This window comes from Bacillus sp. JJ1474 (assembly GCF_036965225.1).
GTDB lineage: Bacteria > Bacillota > Bacilli > Bacillales > Cytobacillaceae > Cytobacillus.
In genome coordinates this window covers 1-21,154 of the sequence record NZ_JBALPC010000193.1, presented here as the reverse complement: position 1 = coordinate 21,154, position 21,154 = coordinate 1, and the positions used below count along the sequence as shown (strand labels likewise).

Sequence of the window (21,154 nt, the reverse complement as noted above, 5' to 3'; positions counted from 1 at the left end):
GTACGTCTTCATCCTTTATATAACAATAAAGAATACGTAAATAAAGTAATGACTACGCGATATATTAGAAAAACAATTGCTATAGATCTTAAAAAGTCGTACAACGATCTTTGGAAGGGCTACTCTAAAAATAACCAAAGAAATATTACTAAAGCTAAAAATTTAGGCTTATCCGCTGAAATTGCAACTAAAACCTTAACAAATATCACAAAATTTCAACAATTGTATGAATTAACGATGAAAAGAACCAATTCATCTAAATATTATTATTTTCATAAATCCTTCTTTAGTGAGTTACTATCTGAAGATTCATTGTATGAGTCTTATCTTCTATTTGCCAATTATCAAAATCAAGTGGTTGGAGGAATCATTTTATTAATTGGAATGGAATTTGCTCACTATCAATTTGGTGCTTCTCATCCTGATTACTTGAATTTAAAACCGAATAATTTTTTGTTTGATTTTATGATCAGATTTTGCCAAGAAAAAGGTGCAAAGTTGCTTCACTTAGGTGGGGGATATGAGGAAAATGATGGTTTATTTCGATATAAATCAACGTTTTCTAATAGCGATCATTATTCCTACTATCTTGGAACGAATATACATGATCAAAAGGTTTTTGAACAGTTAAATGAAATTGCTTCAAAGTATGATTCTTATAATCCGAATTTTTTTCCGGCCTATCGGAGTGTTTTATCGAAATAGAATTTTTCATTAAATACAAAACCTTGGAGGTGTAAACTGATGAAAAAAATATCATTATCCACACCCCATTTAACAGGTAAAGAACAAGAGTATATTAATCAGGCTATTGAATCAAATTGGGTTGCTCCGTTAGGCCCAAATGTAGACAGCTTTGAAAAGGAAATTACCCAATATGTAGGTTCAAAAGATGCGGTAGCATTAAGTTCTGGTACGGCTGCTATTCATTTGGCTCTTGATTTGCTAGGAGTTGGAAAAGGGGACATCGTTTTCTGCTCAACTCTAACGTTTATTGCAAGTGCAAATCCAATTATATATCAAGGTGCTATTCCTATATTCATAGATTCTGAACCAGAAACATGGAATTTATCTCCAATTGCATTAGAAAAAGCTTTGAATGATGCGAAAAAAATAAATAAATTACCAAAAGCAGTGATTGTTGTACATTTATTTGGCCAGCCTGCAAAACTAGATGAAATCATAAGTTTATGCAGTCATTATAACATTCCAATCATTGAAGATGCTGCTGAATCAATGGGAAGCCTGTACAAAGGAAAGCAAACTGGAACCTTTGGTGAATATGGAATCTATTCTTTTAATGGCAACAAAATTATTACTACGTCAGGGGGAGGAGCACTCGTTTCTGACAATATTGACGGTTTAAAAAGGGCTAGATTTTTATCGGCACAAGCGCGAGAACTAGAAATCCATTACGAGCATAAATATGTGGGTTATAACTATCGAATGAGCAATATATTAGCAGGGATAGGTAGAGCTCAGCTGGAAGCTCTGGATGAGCGAATCCATTTGCGGAGAAATATTTTTAATAGATATGAAGAAAAGCTGGGTAGCATTCCCGGAATCGAATTTGTGCCAGAATTAAAGTATACAAAGTCTAATAGATGGCTAACAGCATTCACAATGGATAACAATATTATCAATATTAGACCTTTTCAACTAATAAAATTATTAAGTGAACAAAATATTGAGGCTAGGCCAATTTGGAAGCCTCTGCACATACAGCCTGTATTTAAGGATTGCCAATGCTATGACCATTTTGAAAAAGAAAACTTTTCTGTTTCATTGTTTAATAGAGGCATCTGCATTCCATCCGGGTCGAATCTTTCTTCAGAAGATCAAAACAGAGTGATAGAAAATATCGGAAATATAATTACAGGGGATATCCTATGAGAAGAATTATAGGTAAGGCAATCTTGGTAACAGTGCTACAGGACACTTTGGAAATAAATTCATTCGAAGATTTTTAGAGAGGATTGTGAATAAAGTAATTTTTATCTCATCCTGTAACATATGATTACAGTTGCGAGGAGCTTTAATATGTTTTTAATAATATCGATATCATTCATGAGAAATTTCAATTTTTCAGGGAGGACTTCCTTGCTAGTGCTTTGCCTAGGTACATAGGAAACTTGACAATGAAATTATTACTTGCGCAAATTTAGCTGTTGTGTTTACTCAGCAAGGGAAAAAAGTATTATTAGTGAGTAAATTTTATTATTCGCTACTTGGAATTAAAAAGGGTGGTGTATATGAAAATCAACAAGGCAATTATTCCAGCTGCAGGACTTGGTACGCGTTTTCTTCCTGCTACAAAAGCAATGCCAAAAGAAATGCTGCCTATTGTTGATAAGCCAACCATTCAATACATTGTTGAAGAGGCAGTTCAGTCAGGAATTGAAGAAATAATTATTGTGACAGGGAAGGGAAAAAGAGCAATAGAAGATCATTTTGATTATTCATTTGAATTGGAACAACATCTATTTAACAAAGGAAAAGTAGACTTATATAATGAAGTTCAAAAATCTTCGAATCTTGTTGATATCCATTACATTAGACAAAAGGAGCCGAAAGGGTTGGGGCATGCCATTTGGTGTGCGCGGAATTTTATTGGCAATGAACCATTTGCTGTGCTGCTAGGCGATGATATTGTCCAGGCAGAAAAACCATGTTTAAAGCAAATGATCGAACAATATGATCGGTATAAAGTATCGATCCTTGGTGTGCAAAACGTTCGCGATGAAGAGGTTTCAAGATATGGCATCGTTAATGGGAAAGAAATTGGCGGCCGTCTATTCAATGTACACAGTCTTGTTGAAAAACCACATAAAGATGATACACCTTCAAACCTTGCGATTTTAGGCCGTTATATACTTAGCCCCAAAATCTTTAAGATACTTAGTACTCAAGAGCCGGGAGCTGCGGGGGAGATTCAATTAACGGATGCTATCGCAAAATTAAATCAATATGAAGCAGTTTATGCGTATGATTTTGAAGGGGTTCGTTATGATGTGGGGGAGAAGATGGGTTTTATCCAGACGACGATCGAATTTGCTCTTCAACGTGACGAGTTAAGGGATGATTTATTAAAATATCTTTCAAAAGTGGTGGACAAAGACAATAATTAATTTGGAAGAAGGTAAAAAAATAAATATTATGTTTTTTAATGTTCATAACGAAAATAGAGGAGCATTATCCATACTAAATGATTTCTTTGAAGAGGTAAAATCACATCATGATAAAAACATAAATTGGATATTTGTCATTAGTAAACCCCAGTTGCAAGAAACGGGAAAATATTAGTGTTTTAAGATTTCCTTGGCTTAAGATAAGTTGAGACCATAGATTACTATTCGATCACTTTGTAGCGGCTAATCTAATAAAAAAACATAAAATTGATAAGTAATATCATTTCAAAATATAGTCATTCTTCACACTAATATTCCTCAAAATCGAGTGACAAGACGCCACCAATCAGATTTGGGATTGTAGTTTGTGGATTTATTGCTAAGAAAAAATAGACCAATTAGTATTCGAGGAGGAATGATATGTCGGAAAAATTGACAGAAAATCTGGCAGCTATTCGCCTAATTGAAAAGTTTAGCAATAAAACAGCCACAGTCGGCGTAGTCGGGTTAGGCTTCATAGGCTTACCCCTTGCGGTTGAAAAGGCAAAAGCAGGTTATAAAGTAATCGGCTTCGATTTACAAGAAGAAAAAGTGAAAAAAGTCAATCAGGGTGAGAATTATATAGGAGATGTTATTCCTGCAGACTTACACTCTTTAGTCAGCAATGGGAAATTGGTGGCTACATCAGATTATTCATTTATTAAAGGCGTAGATGCTGTGGCAATATGCGTACCCACCCCATTAGATATTTACAAACAGCCAAACATGAAATATGTAGAAAGCTCTACAAAAGCGATTGCAAATTATCTTCAAAAAGGAATGTTAGTGGTCTTAGAAAGTACCACATATCCCGGAACAACAAAAGAATTAATTAAACCAATTTTGGAAGAATCAGGACTAATTTGTGGAAAAGATTTCTTTCTCGCTTATTCTCCGGAACGTGTTGATCCGGGGAATAAAGACTTTAATACAAAAAATACCCCAAAAGTAGTTGGAGGCATGACACCAACTTGTACGGAAGTAGCTGCTACTTTATATGAAAATGTTTTAGAAGGATCTGTTCATAAAGTTTCAAGCCCGGCGGTCGCTGAAATGGAAAAAATCCTTGAAAACACTTTCAGAAATATTAACATTGCCCTAGCTAATGAAATGGCAATTCTTTGTGACAAGATGGGAATTGATGTATGGGAAGTGATCGATGCAGCAGCAACTAAACCATATGGATTTATGCCGTTTTATCCAGGTCCTGGTTTAGGTGGTCATTGCATACCAATTGACCCATGGTACTTAACATGGAAAGCACGCGAATATAATTATCACACTCGATTAATTGAAACAGCTGGAGAAATTAATGACAACATGCCGGACTTCATTGTAAAGCGATGCATCGAAATCTTAAATGATCAAGGAAAAACACTAAAAGGTGCGAAAATTCTTGTACTGGGTGTTGCGTATAAGAAAGATATTGACGATTACCGTGAATCTCCGGTCCTGCCGATTTTAGATAAACTTACGAAATACGGAGCAGCGTGGTCTGTCGTTGATCCTTATGTAAAGGATTTTAAGCTGAATGGTAACATTTATAAAACAGAAAAGTTGAATAAAGAACTTGTCGAGCAAGCAGATTTAACGGTAATTGCTACAAATCATAGTGGATTTGATTATGACTTGATTATGAATAAATCTAATATAGTATTTGATACAAGAAATACACGACAAAATAAACATTACTCAAAAAAATATATAAAACTTTAATTTTTTCAATAGTTGCACAGCATGATATATGTAATCGGTATATTTATTAAATACAGATTTGGCGTATACCGACAATCAAATCCAAATAGCTAAGAGATAAATTCATATTGGATGCTGTATCATTACGTTCCATCAGGGTCAAATCTTGCTTTAGATGATCAAGATAGGGTGATAGAAAATATTAATAAAGACATTAAATATGGCGAGTAACGTTTGATCAAGGTTATTTCCCCGTATTTTACCAAAAGGGAGCCGCTATATTTTGAAAGGATATAGCGGCTCCCTTTTTACTATTCAACCTAAAGAATAACTCATAGTTTAAGAATTCCTTTGTAAATCTCTTTCTCACATGTCAAAACCGGTTCCCTATCCATATCCCGTATCCAAAGAAGACCGTCTTGAAGAGGATTCATTTTTTTATCAAGGGATGGAAACTCATTATATAGAATAATGTTTTTGTATATTTCAGGCATATTTAAACCAGCTTCTGTAAAGAAATAGCAGGTCGTGAAAAAGCGCATGTTGATTTCTGTAGGATTCGGAAAATTATTCTGATCATATGTCATGTCTACACCAAAAACTCCATGAGGCATTTTATCAATTGCTAATATTGTATCCATAGAAACTCTATCGACAATTTCGTTTGAGTATGTTTCTCCTACTCCGGTTATTCCTGTCACACCGGATAATGTCCGGTTTGCAAATCCCCAAGATTTTCTTCGCCTCGTCTGAGCAACAACTAATTCGCCTTCATACCAAATGGATAGCCATGTTACTGTTTTATCAGACTGAAGCAATTCTGAAGCAGTAAAGGTTCCCCAGCCTTTATAAGTGTCAATCCAGTTTTTTGCGAAATCATAGTCATTAGTAGGTAATGCTCCTCTTCCTCCCGCTCCAACTGTACACCTCAGCCAAACATTCCCTTCCTTATTCCCTAGGTGAGAAAATGCTGTTTTTAAGTCAGATTCGTTATTTATTACAATAGTCTTTGGGACTTTGATTCCTTCAGCTTGCCAGACTTTATAAGATTTATATTTATCTGTACAGTTGTCAATTACCTCATGGCTTGGCATAAATAATTTGGTTCCAATCGCAGTAATTTCATTGCGAAATTTCGATGCCTCTAAGATTTCCCTGTCACTCATAAAAACTGCTAGTTCTGGCTTTTCTTCTTCCAAGATCCTTAATAATGACTTTTTATATTCCTTTCCAAAAACATATTCATATGGGATGTGTCGTTTCGTTTGAGTCTTAGATGTAAAAAGATTAACCGGGTTTCTAGACACACCAACAATTTCTTCTTTCATAATTGACTGATTCCATGACTTAATAACATTTTCCGCTGGGGCAACACCAACATCGGTAATTAGGATTTTTTTCAAATAAACACCTCATTAAATTAAATTAAATCAAATAAAAAAACCTAATATATAGGTACAAGTTTAAATAGTATTGCTATTTGTTTATTCCTTGAAGCGTTCCATACTGTAATGGTCTTCTGCGCTGACCCCTTCTCTTTTTATAACTTTTATAATAGTAGTAACCATTATTTTTAGGTCAAGGAAAATGGATTGATTATCTACATACCAAATATCTAACTTGAATTTTTCATCCCAATTTATTGTATTTCGCCCGTTCACTTGCGCCCATCCCGTGATTCCTGGCTTAACATCATGCCTTCTGGCTTGTTCTTTAGTATACAAAGGTAAATATTCCATTAATAAGGGGCGGGGGCCGACTAAACTAATGTCTCCTTTAATTACATTAAACAATTGGGGTAATTCATCTAAACTATATTTTCTTAACACTATTCCTGTTTTAGTTAATCTCAAATCCCCCGGCAACATTTTCCCATTTTCATCAAATTTTTCTTTCATTGTTCTAAATTTATAAATATTAAATGGATTTCCCTTAAGACCAGGACGGACTTGCTTAAACAAAATGGGTGACCCCATATTAATAAAAATCATGATGGAAATAGAAACCATTAGGGGAGATAAAATAAGTATTAATAAGAATGATCCGATTAAATCTATCATTTTTTTCAAAATGAATACCTCCTATAAAATGAAAATAAATGACTAATGCAAAAAAAAGTGAGACACAAGTTTTAAAAAAATGAGTTATTTGCTGTTGTTTGAAGGAGGGGATTATTAATTAGAAGAAATAGTGCAATTTTTTTTCGATAAATTTTGGCTCAATTATATTGAAGTTAGTTCCTGCCAAAGCATGAATGGCATTTGCTTCAAGAGACTTTCGGTATTCTAAGGAATAATTATTTTCTATAAATTTATAAGCATCCATTAGTTCAAATTTACGGCGAATATGATGGTGAGCATCAGAGGCAACAAAGTGAACAAGATAATGATTTAATAAATGCAACGAGAAATTTTTTAATCGCCTGCCATAAGTTCCAGTAATACTACCCGCTGTAATTTGGACTAATATACCTTGTTGTACCATATGAAAAATTCTTTCTGGATGTCTTCTCAAAAATCTATTTCTTTCAGGGTGAGCAAGTACAGGAGTAAGACCTTTTCTTTGTAATTCATAAAGAGTATTTTCTGTATGAGCGGGATAATGGCGGCTTGGAAGCTCAATAAGTATATATTTACCAGTATCATTTAAAGTTAGAAAGTGATCCAAATTGTTTTGAATATCATATTGAATGTTGTCATGTAAATGAAATTCGATTCCAGGGTATATTGTTAAAGGTATTTTATTTTCTTTTAAATTTTGATTCACTTTCTCCACCATTGAAAGAATGGTAGAAGGAGCATTTTCAAAAAGATGATCATTAAGTTGATGCATATGATGTGGGGTTGCAATAACATGGTTTATTCCTGATTCTACAGCTTGTTTAGCGAGTAATATCGTTTCTTCCTGGTTTTTTGGACCATCATCTAGATCATATAAAATATGATTATGAATATCTACGATCATACTTTACTCCTTTCAATTAATATTAAATCGTATTTTCTTTATAAAGATATTATTTAATTCTCAATATAGAACGGGTTTTTCACATTTATTCCCTTTGTAAAATACTCTAAAACTATTGATTTTTGTTATTATACTCAACATGAATGATCTTGTGACAAGTACTACTGGAATTAAAAGTCAATTCAAAAAGAGATGGAGAAGATTTGAGTGAAGGGAAATAATGGATGGTAATACGAGAATAACCTAAAAATAAAGAACTAAAAACGGATGGAAAAATGTTGCCCATCCGTTTTTTCTGATTAAAATTTTTTAGATGAAATTCTACTTCGTCCCATTCGCCCTATGCGCCAACCTGCTCGATGCAGCCGCTGCAATCGCTCCAACAATATCATCTAAAAAAGTATGAACTTTCCCTGAAGATTTATCATTAAGGTCCTTTAAAATGCCAGGTTTAAGCTTGTCGATATAGCCAAAATTAGTAAAACCAATAGACCCATATACATTCACAATGGATAAAGCCAATACTTCGTCCACGCCATACAGACCTTCATCAATTTCGACTACATGCTGAAGCGGTTCTAACAGCTGTTTCTTTTCAGCAAGCATATCGAGCTGGATGCCAGTTAAGACTGCGTTTTGGACTTCCCTTTTGGAGAGGACACGTTCCACATTTTCAATGCAAACTGACATTTGTAAATCTGGATGATACTTTTCTTGGAGGAAAAAGACTAATTCCGCAATATCTTGTATGGATACTCCTCGTTCCTGCAGCCATTTGCGCGCTGTTTGCTCAATCAAATCTACACGTTTTTCTTCATTCATCGGCTCCACCTTTTTCCTGTTAGTTTCAATATATATATAACCTATTTATAGAAATTATTCCATCGTTCTCTGTTATGGAAGACGAAGGTTGGACATCCTCCTCAGCTTTTCCTGCCCACTGTTACTTATTCAAGAAAAGCACAAGTTTTGCTGTTGCTCTACATATATTTTCGTTAAAGGGATTCATTACCTTATAAGGAGGTATGAAATGATAAAGCTTCTTAAAACGCAATACGGGCTGCAGGCTAATGATGAAGTAAGGATTGGAAAGTATCAAGCATACAGGAATCAGGAACAAATTTATATTCTTGTCCCGATTGGCGGAATGGAGGAAGACGAGCTTAATGAATTAAATTTGCTGACAGACCATCTAGTTAAGACTGGTGAAAAACATTGCAGTACTTTTTTAAAGACAAAGGAAGGAAAACAATTTAGTGAATGGGAAAATGGAAGATATTGTGTCCTTATGAACAAACAAGTACAAAATCAAGTACAAAATCGAAGGTTACAGCGAAGCGGCAGAAAGCTTGCGAAGTTTCATTTTAGGGGCAGAACAGTTTCGTTTCCCGTAAAGAAGGTTAGCAGGATTGGCCAGTGGAAGCAATTATGGGAAACTAGATTGGATCAAATGGAAAAAGTATGGAATGAGATGCTCTTTCAACAGCCAGAACATGAATTTGATAAGATGTTTTTGGAATCATTTCCTTATTATAGGGGAATTGCTGAAAATGCCATTCAATATTTGGTGGACACAGAAATTGACGATAACCCAGGTGCAATTGATAGCGGGACGATTTGCCATATACGATTCACGGCAAAAACATGGGACCATACTTATTATATAAAAAATCCATTTGATTGGGTTTTTGATCATTCCTCAAGAGATCTAGCTGAATGGGCGAGAGAGAAATATTTCCGCAATATAAAAACGTACGAGCCAGAGCTCCGGCAATTTATGAGGGATTACCAAAGCATCGTTCCTTTAACCTCATTCTCGTGGAGGCTCTTTTTTGCCCGCCTTTTGTGTCCGCTTCATTATTTTTATTGCATTGAATCATATTATGGAGCATCCTCAGAGCAAGAGAAAAAAGTATTGGAGGAAAGACTGCAAAAGTTTCTGCAGCAATCCAATGAGCACGAGCGCTTTTTAGGGAGCTTCTATGACTTTGCAGAAGTGCCTGTACAAAAGTTTAGAATACCTATCATCGGATGGCTGAAAAAATAATGTGACAGTTTATTGTCCCAATGCCATTTTCGAAGCGACTTTATTCATGTCGCTTTTTTTTTATAAAAAATTTCTATAAATCCTCGGCAGTAAGCGATTACATACATATTAGTCTGAAAATAACTATTGTAAAAAAGGATATTTCCCTCTATAATGTCTACTATACAAATACAAATGTACATATAGAGTGAACAACTTAGGAGGGGAATGAAAGTGAAAGCAATCTCGATCGGTTTATTAGGATTAGGAACGGTTGGTACTGGTGTTGTCACCATTATTGAAAATCATCAGGATAAGCTTATGCATCAAATAGGCTGTCCCGTAAAAGTGAAGAAGATCCTAGTAAAGGATTTAAATAAAGCAAGATCAGTGGAAATAGCTGCTGACAAGTTAACGACAGATCCGGAAGATATTATCAATGACCCTGAAATTGATATCATTATTGAAGTAATGGGCGGTATCGGTGATACAAAAAATTACATCACGAAGGCTTTGAAAAGTCGAAAGCATGTCGTAACGGCTAACAAGGATTTAATGGCTGTACATGGTTCTGAGCTTTTGAAAGTTGCATCAGAGCATGACTGTGATCTATTTTACGAGGCGAGTGTTGGCGGCGGGATCCCAATTTTAAGAAGCCTTGTAGATGGTTTGGCTTCAGATAGAATTACGAAAATGATGGGGATTGTGAACGGAACAACGAACTTTATCTTAACAAAAATGAGCAAGAATGGCAGTGCCTACGAGGATGTTCTAAAGGAAGCACAGGAATTAGGCTATGCAGAGGCTGATCCGACCTCTGATGTTGAGGGACTAGATGCTGCAAGAAAAATGGCTATACTAGCAACGCTTGGTTTTTCCATGGAAATAGATTTAGATGATGTGAAGGCTGAGGGGATTTCTCGTATCACAGAGGAAGATCTACAATATGGCCGCCAGCTTGGCTATACGATGAAGCTGATCGGGATGGCCGAAAGAGATGGGGATAAAGTGGCAGTCAGTGTTCAGCCGACTTTATTAGCTGACACACATCCACTTGCATCTGTTCATGATGAATTCAATGCTGTTTACGTTCACGGAGAAGCTGTGGGCGAAACGATGTTTTATGGACCAGGAGCTGGAAGCTTGCCAACAGCTACAGCCGTAGTGTCAGATTTAGTTCAGGTTATGAAAAATATGCGTTTAGGTGTAACTGGAAAAAGCGCTATTACTCCGCAATTTGAAAAGCAGTTGAAGGATGCAAATGAAATCTTCTCGAAATATTTCTTACGCTTGCATGTAAAAGATGAAGTAGGCGTTTTCGCGAATATTACTTCCATTTTCTCTGAACATCATGTCAGCTTTGAAAAGATTCTTCAATTGCCACTGAAAAATAAAGAGCTTGCTGAGATCGTTTTGGTTACTCATCAGGCTTCATTACAAGATTATCAGGATATTTTAGTTAAATTAAGAGATTTACAAGCTGTTAAAACTATCGAAAGCTCGTATCGAGTTGAGGGGAGCGCAAGTGTATGAGATGGGAAGGATTACTAAAAGCCTATAAAGAATATTTACCGATTAACGAAAACACACCATTACTAACTTTGAATGAAGGTAATACACCATTAATTAGACTTGATAAGCTTTCTGATGAATGGGGAATTGACCTTTACGTGAAAACGGAAGGAACAAACCCGACTGGCTCGTTTAAAGACCGTGGAATGGTTATGGCTGTAGCGAAAGCAAAAGAAGAGGGCAGTGAAACCGTCATTTGTGCATCCACAGGGAATACATCGGCAGCTGCAGCAGCTTATGCGGCACGAGCTGGCCTTCGTTGCATCGTCGTTATTCCAGAGGGGAAAATTGCGATGGGCAAGCTTGCACAGGCTGTTATGTATGGAGCAGAAATTATCTCAATTGAAGGAAACTTCGACCAAGCATTGGCAATGGTTAGAAAAATCAGTGAAACAGAACCTATTACTCTCGTAAACTCTGTGAACCCATACCGCCTTGAAGGCCAAAAAACAGGTGCGTTTGAAATATGTGATCAGCTTGGCGGCAAAGCACCGGATATTCTTGCACTCCCTGTCGGTAATGCAGGCAACATTAGTGCTTACTGGAAGGGCTTTAAGGAATACAATGAAGCAAAGCAAACAGGGCTCCCAAAAATGCATGGATTTGAAGCAGAAGGTGCTGCTGCAATCGTTCATAATAAAGTATTTGAAAATCCTGAAACCGTTGCGACTGCGATTCGGATCGGCAATCCTGCAAGCTGGAATTTAGCCAATGCGGCATTAGAGGAATCGAATGGGAAAATAGACGAAGTAAGTGATGAAGAAATTCTCTATATGTATAGAAAGCTCGCTTCTACAGAAGGAATTTTCGCTGAACCGGCCTCATGTGCCTCTTTAGCTGGAATTTATAAACAACTGCGAAGTGGAGAAATTCCGCAGCATTCTAGAGTGGTTGCCATTCTTACTGGAAATGGCCTTAAGGATCCGAATGTGGCGATCGAATGCAGCCCTATTAAGCCAATTGTGCTTCCTAATGATGAAGTTGCGGTGGCTGAACATATAAAGGGAGTTGTCCATGTATGAGCGAAGGTGAAATGCTCATCATTAAAGTCCCGGGAAGCTCTGCAAATTTAGGCCCAGGATTTGATTCGATTGGCCTTGCCCTGAATGTATATTTAACTCTAGAGGTTGAAGGAGCAGATCATTGGGGGATTGTCCCAATATCAGAGCACTTAAATGTTTTTCCAAAAGATGAAACGAATTATATAATCCAAATTGCTATGAAAACAGCAGAAAAGTATAATCAAAAGCTGCCTGGCTGTAAGATAAGCGTAAAAAGTGATATTCCGCTTGCAAGAGGGCTAGGTTCCAGTGCCGCAGCCATTGTAGCAGGAATTGAATTAGCGGATACACTCTGCAAACTTCATTTATCAGATCAGGAGAAATTGGAATTGGCTTCTAGAATCGAAGGGCATCCTGACAATGTCGGCGCCTCCCTCTTAGGGGGACTAGTTGTCGGCTGTCAAAGAGGCGAAGAAGTAAGCGCTGAAGTCTTTAGCCATTTAGCACTTGATGTAATTGCCGTTGTGCCGAAAGAAGAACTTTTAACGAAGGAATCCCGAGGTGTTTTACCTAGCAGCCTTTCCTATAGTGAAGCTGTACAAGCGGGTGCCATCGGAAATGTTCTTATTGCCGCTCTATTTAGCAGCAACTTTGAGCTTGCTGGAAAAATGATGAAGGCAGATTTATACCATCATCCTTATCGAAAAGAGCTAGTTCCTCATATGGCCATTATTGAGGAAAAAGCAATTGATCTTGGCGCATTTGGGGTAGCTTTGAGCGGTGCGGGTCCAACTGTGCTATGCTTGGCTGAAGAAGGCGAAGGAAAAGCTGTGGCAGAAGGATTATCCAAGCTGTTTCCAGAAATGGATTGCCGCAGCTTGAAAATTGATCAGGTTGGCAGTCAGGTCTATACTGAATCACGAAACAGTCTTCTATGTAATTAAAAAAAAGCGATGTCAGACGAGACATCGCTTTTGACCGTATTAAGCATCAGAATACTTGTTCAACCTCTACAACACCAGGTACTTCTTCTAATAAAGCACGTTCAATACCTGCTTTTAGTGTGATTGTTGAACTTGGGCAAGTACCGCATGCGCCAAGTAAGCGCAGTTTCACAATTCCATCCTCTACATCAACTAGTTCGCAGTCTCCTCCATCGCGTAGAAGGAATGGGCGCAATTTATCTAATACTTCTTGAACTTGCTCAAGCATTGTTGTTTGTTCAGCCATTTAAATCTACTCCTTTCTTTATATTTATTATAATCATTATGAGGGGAAAAATCTATTTAAAGAAATGGATTTCCGCTCAAATGAAAAATTACTAAGGTTTCTACCGTCATAATCATGTAAAATGAATATAAGATTCATTTTAAGGGGGAAAAGGGAATGCAAAGACAAGTGGAATTAACTGTTTATGGAGCGGAGGTATTATGTCCAAGCTGTGTAAACCTTCCTTCCTCAAAGGAAACATATGAGTGGCTTCAGGCTGCACTTGGCCGAAAGTATCCAGATCAGCCTTTCAAAATTACGTATGTGGATATCCACAATCCACCCGAAGAAGCCGAGAAACAGGAGTTTGCTCAAAGGGTGATTGAAGAGGATATGTTTTATCCGGTCGTCTTAATTGAAGATGAAGTAGTGGGGGAAGGCAATCCAAAGCTGAAAACCGTTTATTCAGTGATGGAGAAATACGGATATAAAGCAGAGTAGAAAAAATGAGCATTTCCTAAAAGGAGATGCTCATTTTTAATGGCGCTTCTGCTTTTCTTAGCCCCGGTGAAATTTATACATCCAAAGAATTCCTGATTTAAGAAGTCGAGCTACTCGGCCTGTAATGGCACGATCAGCTACGACTCCAAATCCGTGCTTACTGCCAAGGGAGCCAAGTACACCTTTTAGCTTTATCGTTGGCAGTGATTCAGGAAGTTCTTCACCTTTCCAACGTTTCAATAGGATTTGCACAATTTGCTCGGCCTGTCCTTCAGCCAGCTGGGCACTTGGTGCATGTGGAAGGCTTGCGCAATCCCCAACAACATACACATGTTCATCCCCAGGAAGGTTATGATGCTTAGTAAGAACAACACGCCCTTGTGGATCCTTCTCAACATCCAAATCACGAACGACCTTATTAGGCTGAATGCCGGCAGTCCATACAATTGCATCACATGGAACGGGCTCATCATGATTAAAAAGAACATTTTTTTCTACACGTGTAATATTAGAATGACTGACAATCTCTATGCCATGGCTGTTAAACCAGTTTTCAACATACATGCTTAATCTTTCAGGAAAGGCAGAAAGAATATGGCTCCCTCTGTCAAATAATTTAATGTTTAAATCCGAACGGCTTTCATGCAGTTCTGATGCAATTTCAACCCCGCTCAATCCAGCACCAACAATTCCAACAACAGACCCTGGAGTTAAGTTATTTAAAGCTTGGTAGGTTGCACGAGATTTTTCAATGGTTTGAATGCTTAAAGTGAATTCATCTGCACCAGGCACATTATGATATTTATCCTCACAGCCTAAACCGATAATTAAATCATCATAATGAACCGATGTGCCTTCAAGCAAGTTAACCTTTTTGTTACTAAGATCAATGCCTGTGATTTCGCCAAATTTCACATCGAGTCTTGGGTGTTCAGGGTAGGCTACCCTTACATGCTGATCAGAGATTGTCCCAGCAGCTAATGCGTAATATTCTGTTTTCAAACAATGATAAGGTACTCGATCGATTAAAGTAATGGAAACATCGTCTGGCAGCTGATTGGGAAGAAGACGTTCAATTGCTCTCATCCCGCCATAGCCACCGCCAAGTATTACAAGACTTTTCATATTGTATCCCCTTTATGTCCCGTTCTAAAAAGCTTTGCTGAAATAGTATATGTAAAACGCTTATCCCATAGAAAGTATAACTAAATTGTCATAAAATCACAACCTTAATAGGAATGCAGCTTGACAATACTAGGCATATGTTGTATTAGTAAAGTTTTATATTTGTCCCTTTTTTATTATGAATTGCTGCTCATTTATCCACTGAACGTTTTTTTCGAGACAAAAACCTTCAAGAACAAGTGCGTATATAACGGTTAACATAATAAAAGTGAAAATCATTGCAGAAATAGCTGAAAAAAGGTAGCATGAAAAAGGGTTTATGTTTAAATATGAAGTATTCGGATTGATAGCTTCAGGCTGAGGTGATCGTAGTGATAAAGCCCATCATAGAGTTTTGTGTCAGCAATTTGGCAAGCGGATCTCAAAAGGCGCTTGAAATATTAGAGAAGGATTATGACCTCGATGTTATTGAATATGGATGTTTAGGCTATTGCGGAAAATGTGCATCTGCTTTATTTGCTCTCGTAAATGGCGAGGTAGTTACAGGGGAAACTCCTGATGAACTAGTTCAAAATATCTATCAATATTTAGAGGAAAATCCTATGTTTTAATATAACTAAAAAATAGGGTGATAAAAAGGTTTTGCCGTTCATCATAACAAGCTTCAAATTGTTACGAGAAGGCTGGCATTTCTTCTTATCACCCTTTTCTTAAGCTTGCTTAGCAGTCTTCTGGCTGTCACGCATTTCATACCATCTTTCTCTAGCCATTTCGATAATACCAGATTCGATTGACCGATTTTGCTGTTCAATCACCTTTGAAAAGAATTTAACAGCTTGGTCATTTCGATGCGTTCGCCTAGAAAGCTCGCCTATTAAATACATAAGCTTCACTTCAGATACTTGTGTACCTCTAAAATCATCTGCCATATAAGAATCTACATACGATTTTGTTGCCAGCTTCAAAAATCTTTGCTCCTGTTCCTCATTTTCCAGGCTTCGATAGATCCATGCTAACCTCATATACATACCTGCAATTGTGATATGCTTCTCTTTCTTCAGCAGGCCGCAATAGACGGCTAATTTATATGTTTTGATGGCATCACTTAATGTACGCTTTTGTCCAAAATCATGGGGATTCCATTGATCGCAAACCTGAGCTTGTATGACTTCAACAGCTCCGGGTGGAAAATAGGGAGAAAAATCGCTAGTTGAAGAAAATCCGCAATGAGGGCAAACTTCAACGTGATAAAGAATCGGATTGGCTTCCTCGGAGGTATAGTTAGGGCGGAAATCAGTGTCATAGTTCTTTACCTTTATAAACCTGGAACGCAGCTTTTTACTAGTAAACGATTTTTTGCACATTCTGCATTCGCACTTTTTGTCAAAGATGGGTTCAATTTCTGTCATTGTGATCGCCTCCTAGGAAATTTGGTTTAGTTTTGCTGTAAGTTATATATACCATTATAACTAAAATTATACTTTATTCCATGATAAAAGCACTAATTCATCTCTTTCTGTTCATCAAATGTCATTAATTTGTTTGAAACTGATTAGTTGAGGTCACGAACTGTAGTGTATATACTATTATAGAAAGAGGATAGTTTTCATAGTTAATACCGTGATTAAGTTTAAATTATCGATTGACAATAATAAATGAATTAAAGGAGTGAAGATAAGTGAGTGATGTTGTTATTTTGACAGATGCTGCCGCTTCGCAAATTAAAGATATGATGAAGGCTAATGAAGAGGAAAATGCCTTATTAAGAGTTTCTGTAAAAGGTGGGGGATGCAGCGGATTATCTTATGGAATGGGTTTTGCCCATGAAGTAGAAGAAAATGATAGTCAATTCGAACAGCATGGGATTAAAATTGTTGTTAGCAAAGAGGACGCACCGATCCTGAATGGAACGAAAATTGATTATAAACAATCGATGATGGGCGGCGGGTTCACGATTGATAACCCGAATGCGATCGCCTCATGCGGATGCGGGTCTTCCTTCAGAACCGCCACTGCGGCAGGTACACCAGAGGAATGTTAATCAAATGGGGGTGCCCCTTAAGGCACCCTTAAATTAATTAGTCAAACATAGAGCTGCTATGCATTGGCTGTATTTTAGCTTTAGGATCAATATATGCCTTTGCATTGTTGACCGCAGTAGGTGCTTCACCAAATCCGCATGCGATTAACTTTACTTTCCCTTCATACGTACAAATATCTCCTGCTGCATAAATGCCTGGAATATTTGTTTCCATTTTGGAATTGACCACGATCGAGTTCTTCTCTATGTTAAGACCCCATTCTTTAATTGGACCAAGGGAAGAAACGAATCCGTAGTTACAGATGACTGCGTCTACATCGATCGTTTCCTTTGTCTTATCATCTGCACCTTCTAGCACTACTTGGCTTATGCCTTTGTCCTTGCCGATTAATTCTGTTGGGACAAATGGTGTTTTTATATTAACTTTAGAATTGTGAAGATTTTCAACACTATGCTCATGGGCACGGAATTTATCCCTGCGGTGAACGATTGTGACCTTTTCAGCAATCGGCTCTAGCATAAGCGCCCAGTCAACAGCAGAGTCCCCTCCGCCAAATACAACAACCTTTTGACCAGCAAATTGATTGAGGTCGTCAATAAAATAGTGAAGGTTTTTCCCTTCATATTGTGCAGCACTTTCTAATTCAAGGCGTCGAGGTTGGAAGGCACCGTTTCCTGCCGTTATAATAACTGTTTTCGTATAATGTATTTCTCTATTCGTTGTTAGCTTAAAAATGCCGTCTTCTTGCTTCTCAAGCTTCTCTACAGATTGTTCAAGTGCAGTTGCCGGTTCGAATTTAGCCATTTGCTCTTTCAAATTATTAATTAATTCTTGAGCGCGGACTTTTGGAAAACCTGCTACATCATATATGTATTTCTCTGGATATAGGGCTGATAATTGGCCGCCAAGCTGTGGCAAGCTTTCTATAATTTTAACAGAAGCCTGCCTCATTCCGCCGTAGAAAGCAGTAAATAAACCAGCAGGACCTCCCCCAATAATCGTTATATCATACACTTTTGGATCTTCTTTCACTACATAACCCCCCAACTATAATAGTGCAATTTAAAGTATATAATAACATATTTTTTTCCAAACCTCACTCCTGGTTAGAAATATTACGAATAGACGAAACATTTAATCATTTTTTCTGTTTTTGTTATGATCTGAATTTCGTGAATATTTTTCCCTTCTATTTTTAGGCTTGAAATCCATATAAAAAACGAATAATATGAAGGTAGATAGAATGTTAATTTTTTGTGACAAATTTCTAAATTTTTTTTGACATCTTTAGTGAATTACATCACAAACTTTTGATATCCTAAAGATACTAAGAGTAACGTGAAACGGTAATAATAAATTAAAATCTCTAAAAGGTGGAAGATATACATTGAGAAAGCAAAAGATTGTTATATTAGGAGCAGGTTACGGTGGTTTAATGACTGCGACTCGATTACAAAAGGCAATAGGGGTCAATGAAGCCGATATCGTCTTAGTTAACAAAAATGATTATCACTATGAAACAACATGGCTGCATGAAGCATCTGCAGGAACTCTTCACCATGACCGAGTGAGATATGATATTAAAACGGTCATTGATCAAAACAAGGTTGATTTTATTAAAGATACAGCAATTGAAGTAAAAACTGAAGAGAAAAAGGTTATTCTTGCAAATGGTGAGATTAATTATGATTATTTAGTCGTTGCTCTTGGCGGTGAATCCGAAACATTTGGCATTAAGGGCTTAAAAGAGTATGCCTTTTCAATTGTGAACGTGAACTCTGCACGGCAAATCCGTGAGCATATCGAATATCAATTTGCCATTTATAATACAGAAGCAGTAAAAAAGGATGAGCGATTAACCATTATTGTTGGCGGAGCTGGTTTCACTGGAATCGAATTCCTTGGTGAATTAGGAAACCGTATTCCAGAGCTTTGCAGAGAGTATGACGTTGATTTCCAGAAGGTAAAGGTCATCTGTGTTGAAGCAGCACCAATGGTTCTTCCTGGGTTTGATCCAGAGCTAGTAGAGTATGCTGTGGCTCATTTGGAGAAAAAAGGCGTTGAATTCCGCATTGGCACTGCGATTAAAGAATGTACACCTGATGGAATTATTGTAGGAAAAGGCGAGGAAGAAGTAGAAGAAATTAAAGCAGGAACGGTGATCTGGGCAGCTGGTGTACGTGGTAACTCACTTATTGAGAAATCAGGCTTTGAGGCAATGCGCGGCCGTGTGAAGGTTCAGCCGGATTTAAGAGCACCGGGTCATGACGATGTATTCATTATTGGGGATTGCGCTCTGATCATTAACGAAGAAATTAACCGTCCTTACCCTCCAACTGCACAAATTGCCATGCAGCAGGGAGAGGTTTGTGCCAAAAATATTACGGCTCTTATTCGCAATAAAACGGAGTTGGAGTCGTTCAAGCCAGATATTAAAGGTACTGTCTGTTCTTTAGGGGAAGACGATGCAATTGGAGTTGCGTTTGGGAAGAAAATGGTTGGCACAAAAGCTTCATTCATGAAGAAAGTTATCGACAACCGTTCCCTATATATGATTGGCGGCCCATCATTAGTTATGAAAAAAGGGAAATTTAAATTTTTATAAAATCGATTAAATGAAAAGCCTGAGGAAACGGTAAAGTTCCTTAGGCTTTTTAATTTTTTTTATTAAAGTAAACGTGCAAATAAAAAGATTAGCGTGCATAAAGCCGAAAATCGTGCAAATATGAAAATTAACGTGCATAAAATCAAAAAAATATATGGTACTATCAATTTAGAATCATAAAGGGGGATTGAATATGAGCCAAAAAAGGGGAAAGGTTTGGCTGGCGGTTTCCGGGCTTGTCATTTCACCAGATAGTAAATGGCTTGTAGTCAAAAAGAAATATGGAGGGCTAAAGGGAAGTTGGTCCTTGCCAGCCGGCTTTGTGGACCCGGGTGAAACTGCTGATGAAGCAGTCATTCGGGAAATAGAAGAGGAAACGGGCATTAAGTGCACTGTTAAAGGGATGATCGGCCTGAGGACGGGAGTTATTAAAGATGAGATTAGCGATAATATGATTATATTCTTGCTTGAAGCCTTGCCTGGGCAGACGATTCAAGTGCAGGATGGAGAGCTTTATGATGTTCAATTTATCGATCCGCTAGAATTGGCTGAAGATGAAAATGCGTCCATACTACTCAAATATTTAGCTAATCGTTCGGATTCCTCGGCAAAGCCGTTAATGGATGGAATAAACCCTGGAGATCAGTTTGGCTATACAGCATATCGGTTATTTTTATAATCTAATAGGACAATTTAACCCAATATAATAATTGACTCCCAAATCTACATTAAGTACACTAATTATTGATGTGCTGAGGGAGGAACGGAATCAATGCAGATGACTATTTTCGTATTGCCAATTTCCATGCTGTTATTCTTTGTGTTATTTTTTGGAATTGGATTTATTTTAAATATGCTGCTGAGAATGTCATGGATCATGGCAATTATTTATCCAATTGTTGCAATATTAATCATTGATAAGGTGCGTTTTATTGAGTATTTTCAAAAAACTAAAGAATCGTTTTCAAGCCTGGGAAATGAATTATCCCAGCTCGCCACAGCGGATGTACTGATTTTGAGCAGCGGGATGGCAGGTGCCATAGTGGCGGGAATAACGATTAAAGTTCTTCGTAAAAAAGGGTATCAAATGTTTTAATCAAATATTCTACAAGTTGGAAATCTCTGCATTCAGCAGGGATTTTTTTATTTAATAAAATTCGGAAAAAAACTTTAAAATACTGGTTTTACAGGGGCATAAAGGTTTGTTTTCAGATAATTTAATTTATTTTTTTGGCTCTTCTGTGAAT

At 37.2% G+C, this 21,154-nt stretch carries 21 protein-coding genes and 1 pseudogene; 14 read left to right on the top strand and 8 right to left on the bottom strand.

From position 1 onward, the window contains the following. The 4 genes from V7164_RS21135 to V7164_RS21120 form a co-directional block, all read left to right on the top strand. Positions 1-705, top strand: a 705-nt coding sequence (locus tag V7164_RS21135) for a GNAT family N-acetyltransferase (protein ID WP_335355156.1), incomplete at its 5' end; no start/stop codon positions are given. Positions 706-744: 39 nt separating this feature from the next. Then, positions 745-1,893 carry an aminotransferase class I/II-fold pyridoxal phosphate-dependent enzyme gene (locus tag V7164_RS21130; RefSeq protein ID WP_335345850.1) on the top strand — a complete coding sequence of 383 codons (1,149 nt, stop codon included), beginning with the start codon at positions 745-747 and terminating at the stop codon, positions 1,891-1,893. Positions 1,894-2,252: 359 nt separating this feature from the next. Further along, positions 2,253-3,128, top strand: a complete 876-nt coding sequence (gene galU, locus V7164_RS21125; RefSeq protein ID WP_335355155.1) for a UTP--glucose-1-phosphate uridylyltransferase GalU — start codon at positions 2,253-2,255, stop codon at positions 3,126-3,128. 420 nt (positions 3,129-3,548) lie between these two features. After that, the gene (locus V7164_RS21120; RefSeq protein ID WP_335355154.1) at positions 3,549-4,883 is read left to right on the top strand and encodes a nucleotide sugar dehydrogenase; all 1,335 of its coding nucleotides are present in this window, start codon (positions 3,549-3,551) and stop codon (positions 4,881-4,883) included. A gap of 311 nt (positions 4,884-5,194) precedes the next feature. On the opposite strand, the gene V7164_RS21115 is transcribed toward V7164_RS21120, so the two are convergent. From V7164_RS21115 to V7164_RS21100, 4 genes are all read right to left on the bottom strand, one after another. Further along, positions 5,195-6,265 carry a carboxylate--amine ligase gene (locus tag V7164_RS21115; RefSeq protein ID WP_335355153.1) on the bottom strand — a complete coding sequence of 357 codons (1,071 nt, stop codon included), beginning with the start codon at positions 6,263-6,265 and terminating at the stop codon, positions 5,195-5,197. 81 nt (positions 6,266-6,346) lie between these two features. Then, positions 6,347-6,922, bottom strand: a complete 576-nt coding sequence (locus V7164_RS21110; RefSeq protein ID WP_438824109.1) for a sugar transferase — start codon at positions 6,920-6,922, stop codon at positions 6,347-6,349. Between the two features lie 118 nt (positions 6,923-7,040). Beyond that, on the bottom strand, positions 7,041-7,826 hold the full coding sequence (locus V7164_RS21105) for a tyrosine-protein phosphatase (protein WP_335355152.1): 786 nt from the start codon (positions 7,824-7,826) through the stop codon (positions 7,041-7,043). Positions 7,827-8,147: 321 nt separating this feature from the next. Continuing rightward, the gene (locus V7164_RS21100) at positions 8,148-8,648 is read right to left on the bottom strand and encodes a phosphatidylglycerophosphatase A family protein (RefSeq protein ID WP_335345856.1); all 501 of its coding nucleotides are present in this window, start codon (positions 8,646-8,648) and stop codon (positions 8,148-8,150) included. A gap of 208 nt (positions 8,649-8,856) precedes the next feature. Between V7164_RS21100 and yutH the strand changes: the two genes are divergently transcribed. The 4 genes from yutH to thrB all read left to right on the top strand — a co-directional run bounded on the left by yutH (position 8,857) and on the right by thrB (position 13,369). Continuing rightward, positions 8,857-9,873 (top strand): spore coat putative kinase YutH, encoded by a 1,017-nt coding sequence (gene yutH, locus V7164_RS21095; protein ID WP_335345857.1) that lies wholly within the window; start codon positions 8,857-8,859, stop codon positions 9,871-9,873. 213 nt (positions 9,874-10,086) lie between these two features. After that, positions 10,087-11,385 (top strand): homoserine dehydrogenase, encoded by a 1,299-nt coding sequence (locus tag V7164_RS21090; protein WP_438824735.1) that lies wholly within the window; start codon positions 10,087-10,089, stop codon positions 11,383-11,385. Then, positions 11,382-12,446 carry a threonine synthase gene (thrC, locus tag V7164_RS21085; protein WP_335345859.1) on the top strand — a complete coding sequence of 355 codons (1,065 nt, stop codon included), beginning with the start codon at positions 11,382-11,384 and terminating at the stop codon, positions 12,444-12,446. Before V7164_RS21090 ends, thrC begins: the two co-directional genes overlap by 4 nt. Beyond that, positions 12,443-13,369: a homoserine kinase gene (gene thrB / locus V7164_RS21080; protein WP_335345860.1), complete on the top strand. Its 927-nt coding sequence runs from the start codon at positions 12,443-12,445 to the stop codon at positions 13,367-13,369. The genes thrC and thrB overlap by 4 nt, the downstream gene beginning before the upstream one ends. 46 nt (positions 13,370-13,415) lie before the next feature. Here thrB and V7164_RS21075 read toward each other — a convergent pair. Continuing rightward, a pseudogene (locus tag V7164_RS21075) lies at positions 13,416-13,646 on the bottom strand (NifU family protein); the annotation flags it as partial. Positions 13,647-13,811: 165 nt separating this feature from the next. Here V7164_RS21075 and V7164_RS21070 point away from each other — a divergent pair. Next, the gene (locus V7164_RS21070; protein ID WP_335345861.1) at positions 13,812-14,135 is read left to right on the top strand and encodes a YuzD family protein; all 324 of its coding nucleotides are present in this window, start codon (positions 13,812-13,814) and stop codon (positions 14,133-14,135) included. 57 nt (positions 14,136-14,192) lie between these two features. Here V7164_RS21070 and V7164_RS21065 read toward each other — a convergent pair whose 3' ends face one another. After that, positions 14,193-15,260, bottom strand: a complete 1,068-nt coding sequence (locus tag V7164_RS21065) for an NAD(P)/FAD-dependent oxidoreductase (protein ID WP_335355150.1) — start codon at positions 15,258-15,260, stop codon at positions 14,193-14,195. 371 nt (positions 15,261-15,631) lie between these two features. Here V7164_RS21065 and V7164_RS21060 point away from each other — a divergent pair, with 371 nt between their 5' ends. Continuing rightward, positions 15,632-15,871 carry a YuzB family protein gene (locus V7164_RS21060; RefSeq protein WP_335345862.1) on the top strand — a complete coding sequence of 80 codons (240 nt, stop codon included), beginning with the start codon at positions 15,632-15,634 and terminating at the stop codon, positions 15,869-15,871. Positions 15,872-15,970: 99 nt separating this feature from the next. Here the strand turns inward: V7164_RS21060 and V7164_RS21055 are convergent, their stop codons facing one another. Continuing rightward, positions 15,971-16,669, bottom strand: a complete 699-nt coding sequence (locus V7164_RS21055; RefSeq protein ID WP_335345863.1) for a DUF2225 domain-containing protein — start codon at positions 16,667-16,669, stop codon at positions 15,971-15,973. Positions 16,670-16,938: 269 nt separating this feature from the next. On the opposite strand from V7164_RS21055, the gene V7164_RS21050 reads away from it, so the two are divergent. Next, positions 16,939-17,301 carry a HesB/IscA family protein gene (locus V7164_RS21050; protein ID WP_335345864.1) on the top strand — a complete coding sequence of 121 codons (363 nt, stop codon included), beginning with the start codon at positions 16,939-16,941 and terminating at the stop codon, positions 17,299-17,301. Between the two features lie 37 nt (positions 17,302-17,338). Here the strand turns inward: V7164_RS21050 and V7164_RS21045 are convergent, their stop codons facing one another. Next, positions 17,339-18,334 (bottom strand): NAD(P)/FAD-dependent oxidoreductase, encoded by a 996-nt coding sequence (locus V7164_RS21045; RefSeq protein WP_335345865.1) that lies wholly within the window; start codon positions 18,332-18,334, stop codon positions 17,339-17,341. A gap of 355 nt (positions 18,335-18,689) precedes the next feature. Here V7164_RS21045 and V7164_RS21040 point away from each other — a divergent pair, with 355 nt between their 5' ends. The 3 genes from V7164_RS21040 (at position 18,690) to V7164_RS21030 (ending at position 21,003) form a co-directional block, all read left to right on the top strand. Then, on the top strand, positions 18,690-19,907 hold the full coding sequence (locus V7164_RS21040; protein WP_335345866.1) for an NAD(P)/FAD-dependent oxidoreductase: 1,218 nt from the start codon (positions 18,690-18,692) through the stop codon (positions 19,905-19,907). Positions 19,908-20,100: 193 nt separating this feature from the next. Then, the gene (locus V7164_RS21035) at positions 20,101-20,586 is read left to right on the top strand and encodes an NUDIX hydrolase (protein ID WP_335345867.1); all 486 of its coding nucleotides are present in this window, start codon (positions 20,101-20,103) and stop codon (positions 20,584-20,586) included. A gap of 93 nt (positions 20,587-20,679) precedes the next feature. After that, positions 20,680-21,003 carry a YuiB family protein gene (locus V7164_RS21030; protein ID WP_335345868.1) on the top strand — a complete coding sequence of 108 codons (324 nt, stop codon included), beginning with the start codon at positions 20,680-20,682 and terminating at the stop codon, positions 21,001-21,003. The last annotated feature ends 151 nt before the right edge of the window (positions 21,004-21,154 follow it).

Excerpts from the sequence above, each read along its gene's own strand:
- V7164_RS21130 (WP_335345850.1), top strand. The coding sequence starts at position 745 with ATGAAAAAAATATCATTATCCACACCCCATTTAACAGGTAAAGAACAA.
- galU (WP_335355155.1), top strand. The coding sequence starts at position 2,253 with ATGAAAATCAACAAGGCAATTATTCCAGCTGCAGGACTTGGTACGCGT.
- V7164_RS21120 (WP_335355154.1), top strand. The coding sequence starts at position 3,549 with ATGTCGGAAAAATTGACAGAAAATCTGGCAGCTATTCGCCTAATTGAA.
- V7164_RS21110 (WP_438824109.1), bottom strand. The coding sequence starts at position 6,922 with ATGATAGATTTAATCGGATCATTCTTATTAATACTTATTTTATCTCCC.
- V7164_RS21105 (WP_335355152.1), bottom strand. The coding sequence starts at position 7,826 with ATGATCGTAGATATTCATAATCATATTTTATATGATCTAGATGATGGT.
- V7164_RS21100 (WP_335345856.1), bottom strand. The coding sequence starts at position 8,648 with ATGAATGAAGAAAAACGTGTAGATTTGATTGAGCAAACAGCGCGCAAA.
- yutH (WP_335345857.1), top strand. The coding sequence starts at position 8,857 with ATGATAAAGCTTCTTAAAACGCAATACGGGCTGCAGGCTAATGATGAA.
- thrC (WP_335345859.1), top strand. The coding sequence starts at position 11,382 with ATGAGATGGGAAGGATTACTAAAAGCCTATAAAGAATATTTACCGATT.
- thrB (WP_335345860.1), top strand. The coding sequence starts at position 12,443 with ATGAGCGAAGGTGAAATGCTCATCATTAAAGTCCCGGGAAGCTCTGCA.
- V7164_RS21070 (WP_335345861.1), top strand. The coding sequence starts at position 13,812 with ATGCAAAGACAAGTGGAATTAACTGTTTATGGAGCGGAGGTATTATGT.
- V7164_RS21065 (WP_335355150.1), bottom strand. The coding sequence starts at position 15,260 with ATGAAAAGTCTTGTAATACTTGGCGGTGGCTATGGCGGGATGAGAGCA.
- V7164_RS21055 (WP_335345863.1), bottom strand. The coding sequence starts at position 16,669 with ATGACAGAAATTGAACCCATCTTTGACAAAAAGTGCGAATGCAGAATG.
- V7164_RS21035 (WP_335345867.1), top strand. The coding sequence starts at position 20,101 with ATGAGCCAAAAAAGGGGAAAGGTTTGGCTGGCGGTTTCCGGGCTTGTC.
- V7164_RS21030 (WP_335345868.1), top strand. The coding sequence starts at position 20,680 with ATGCAGATGACTATTTTCGTATTGCCAATTTCCATGCTGTTATTCTTT.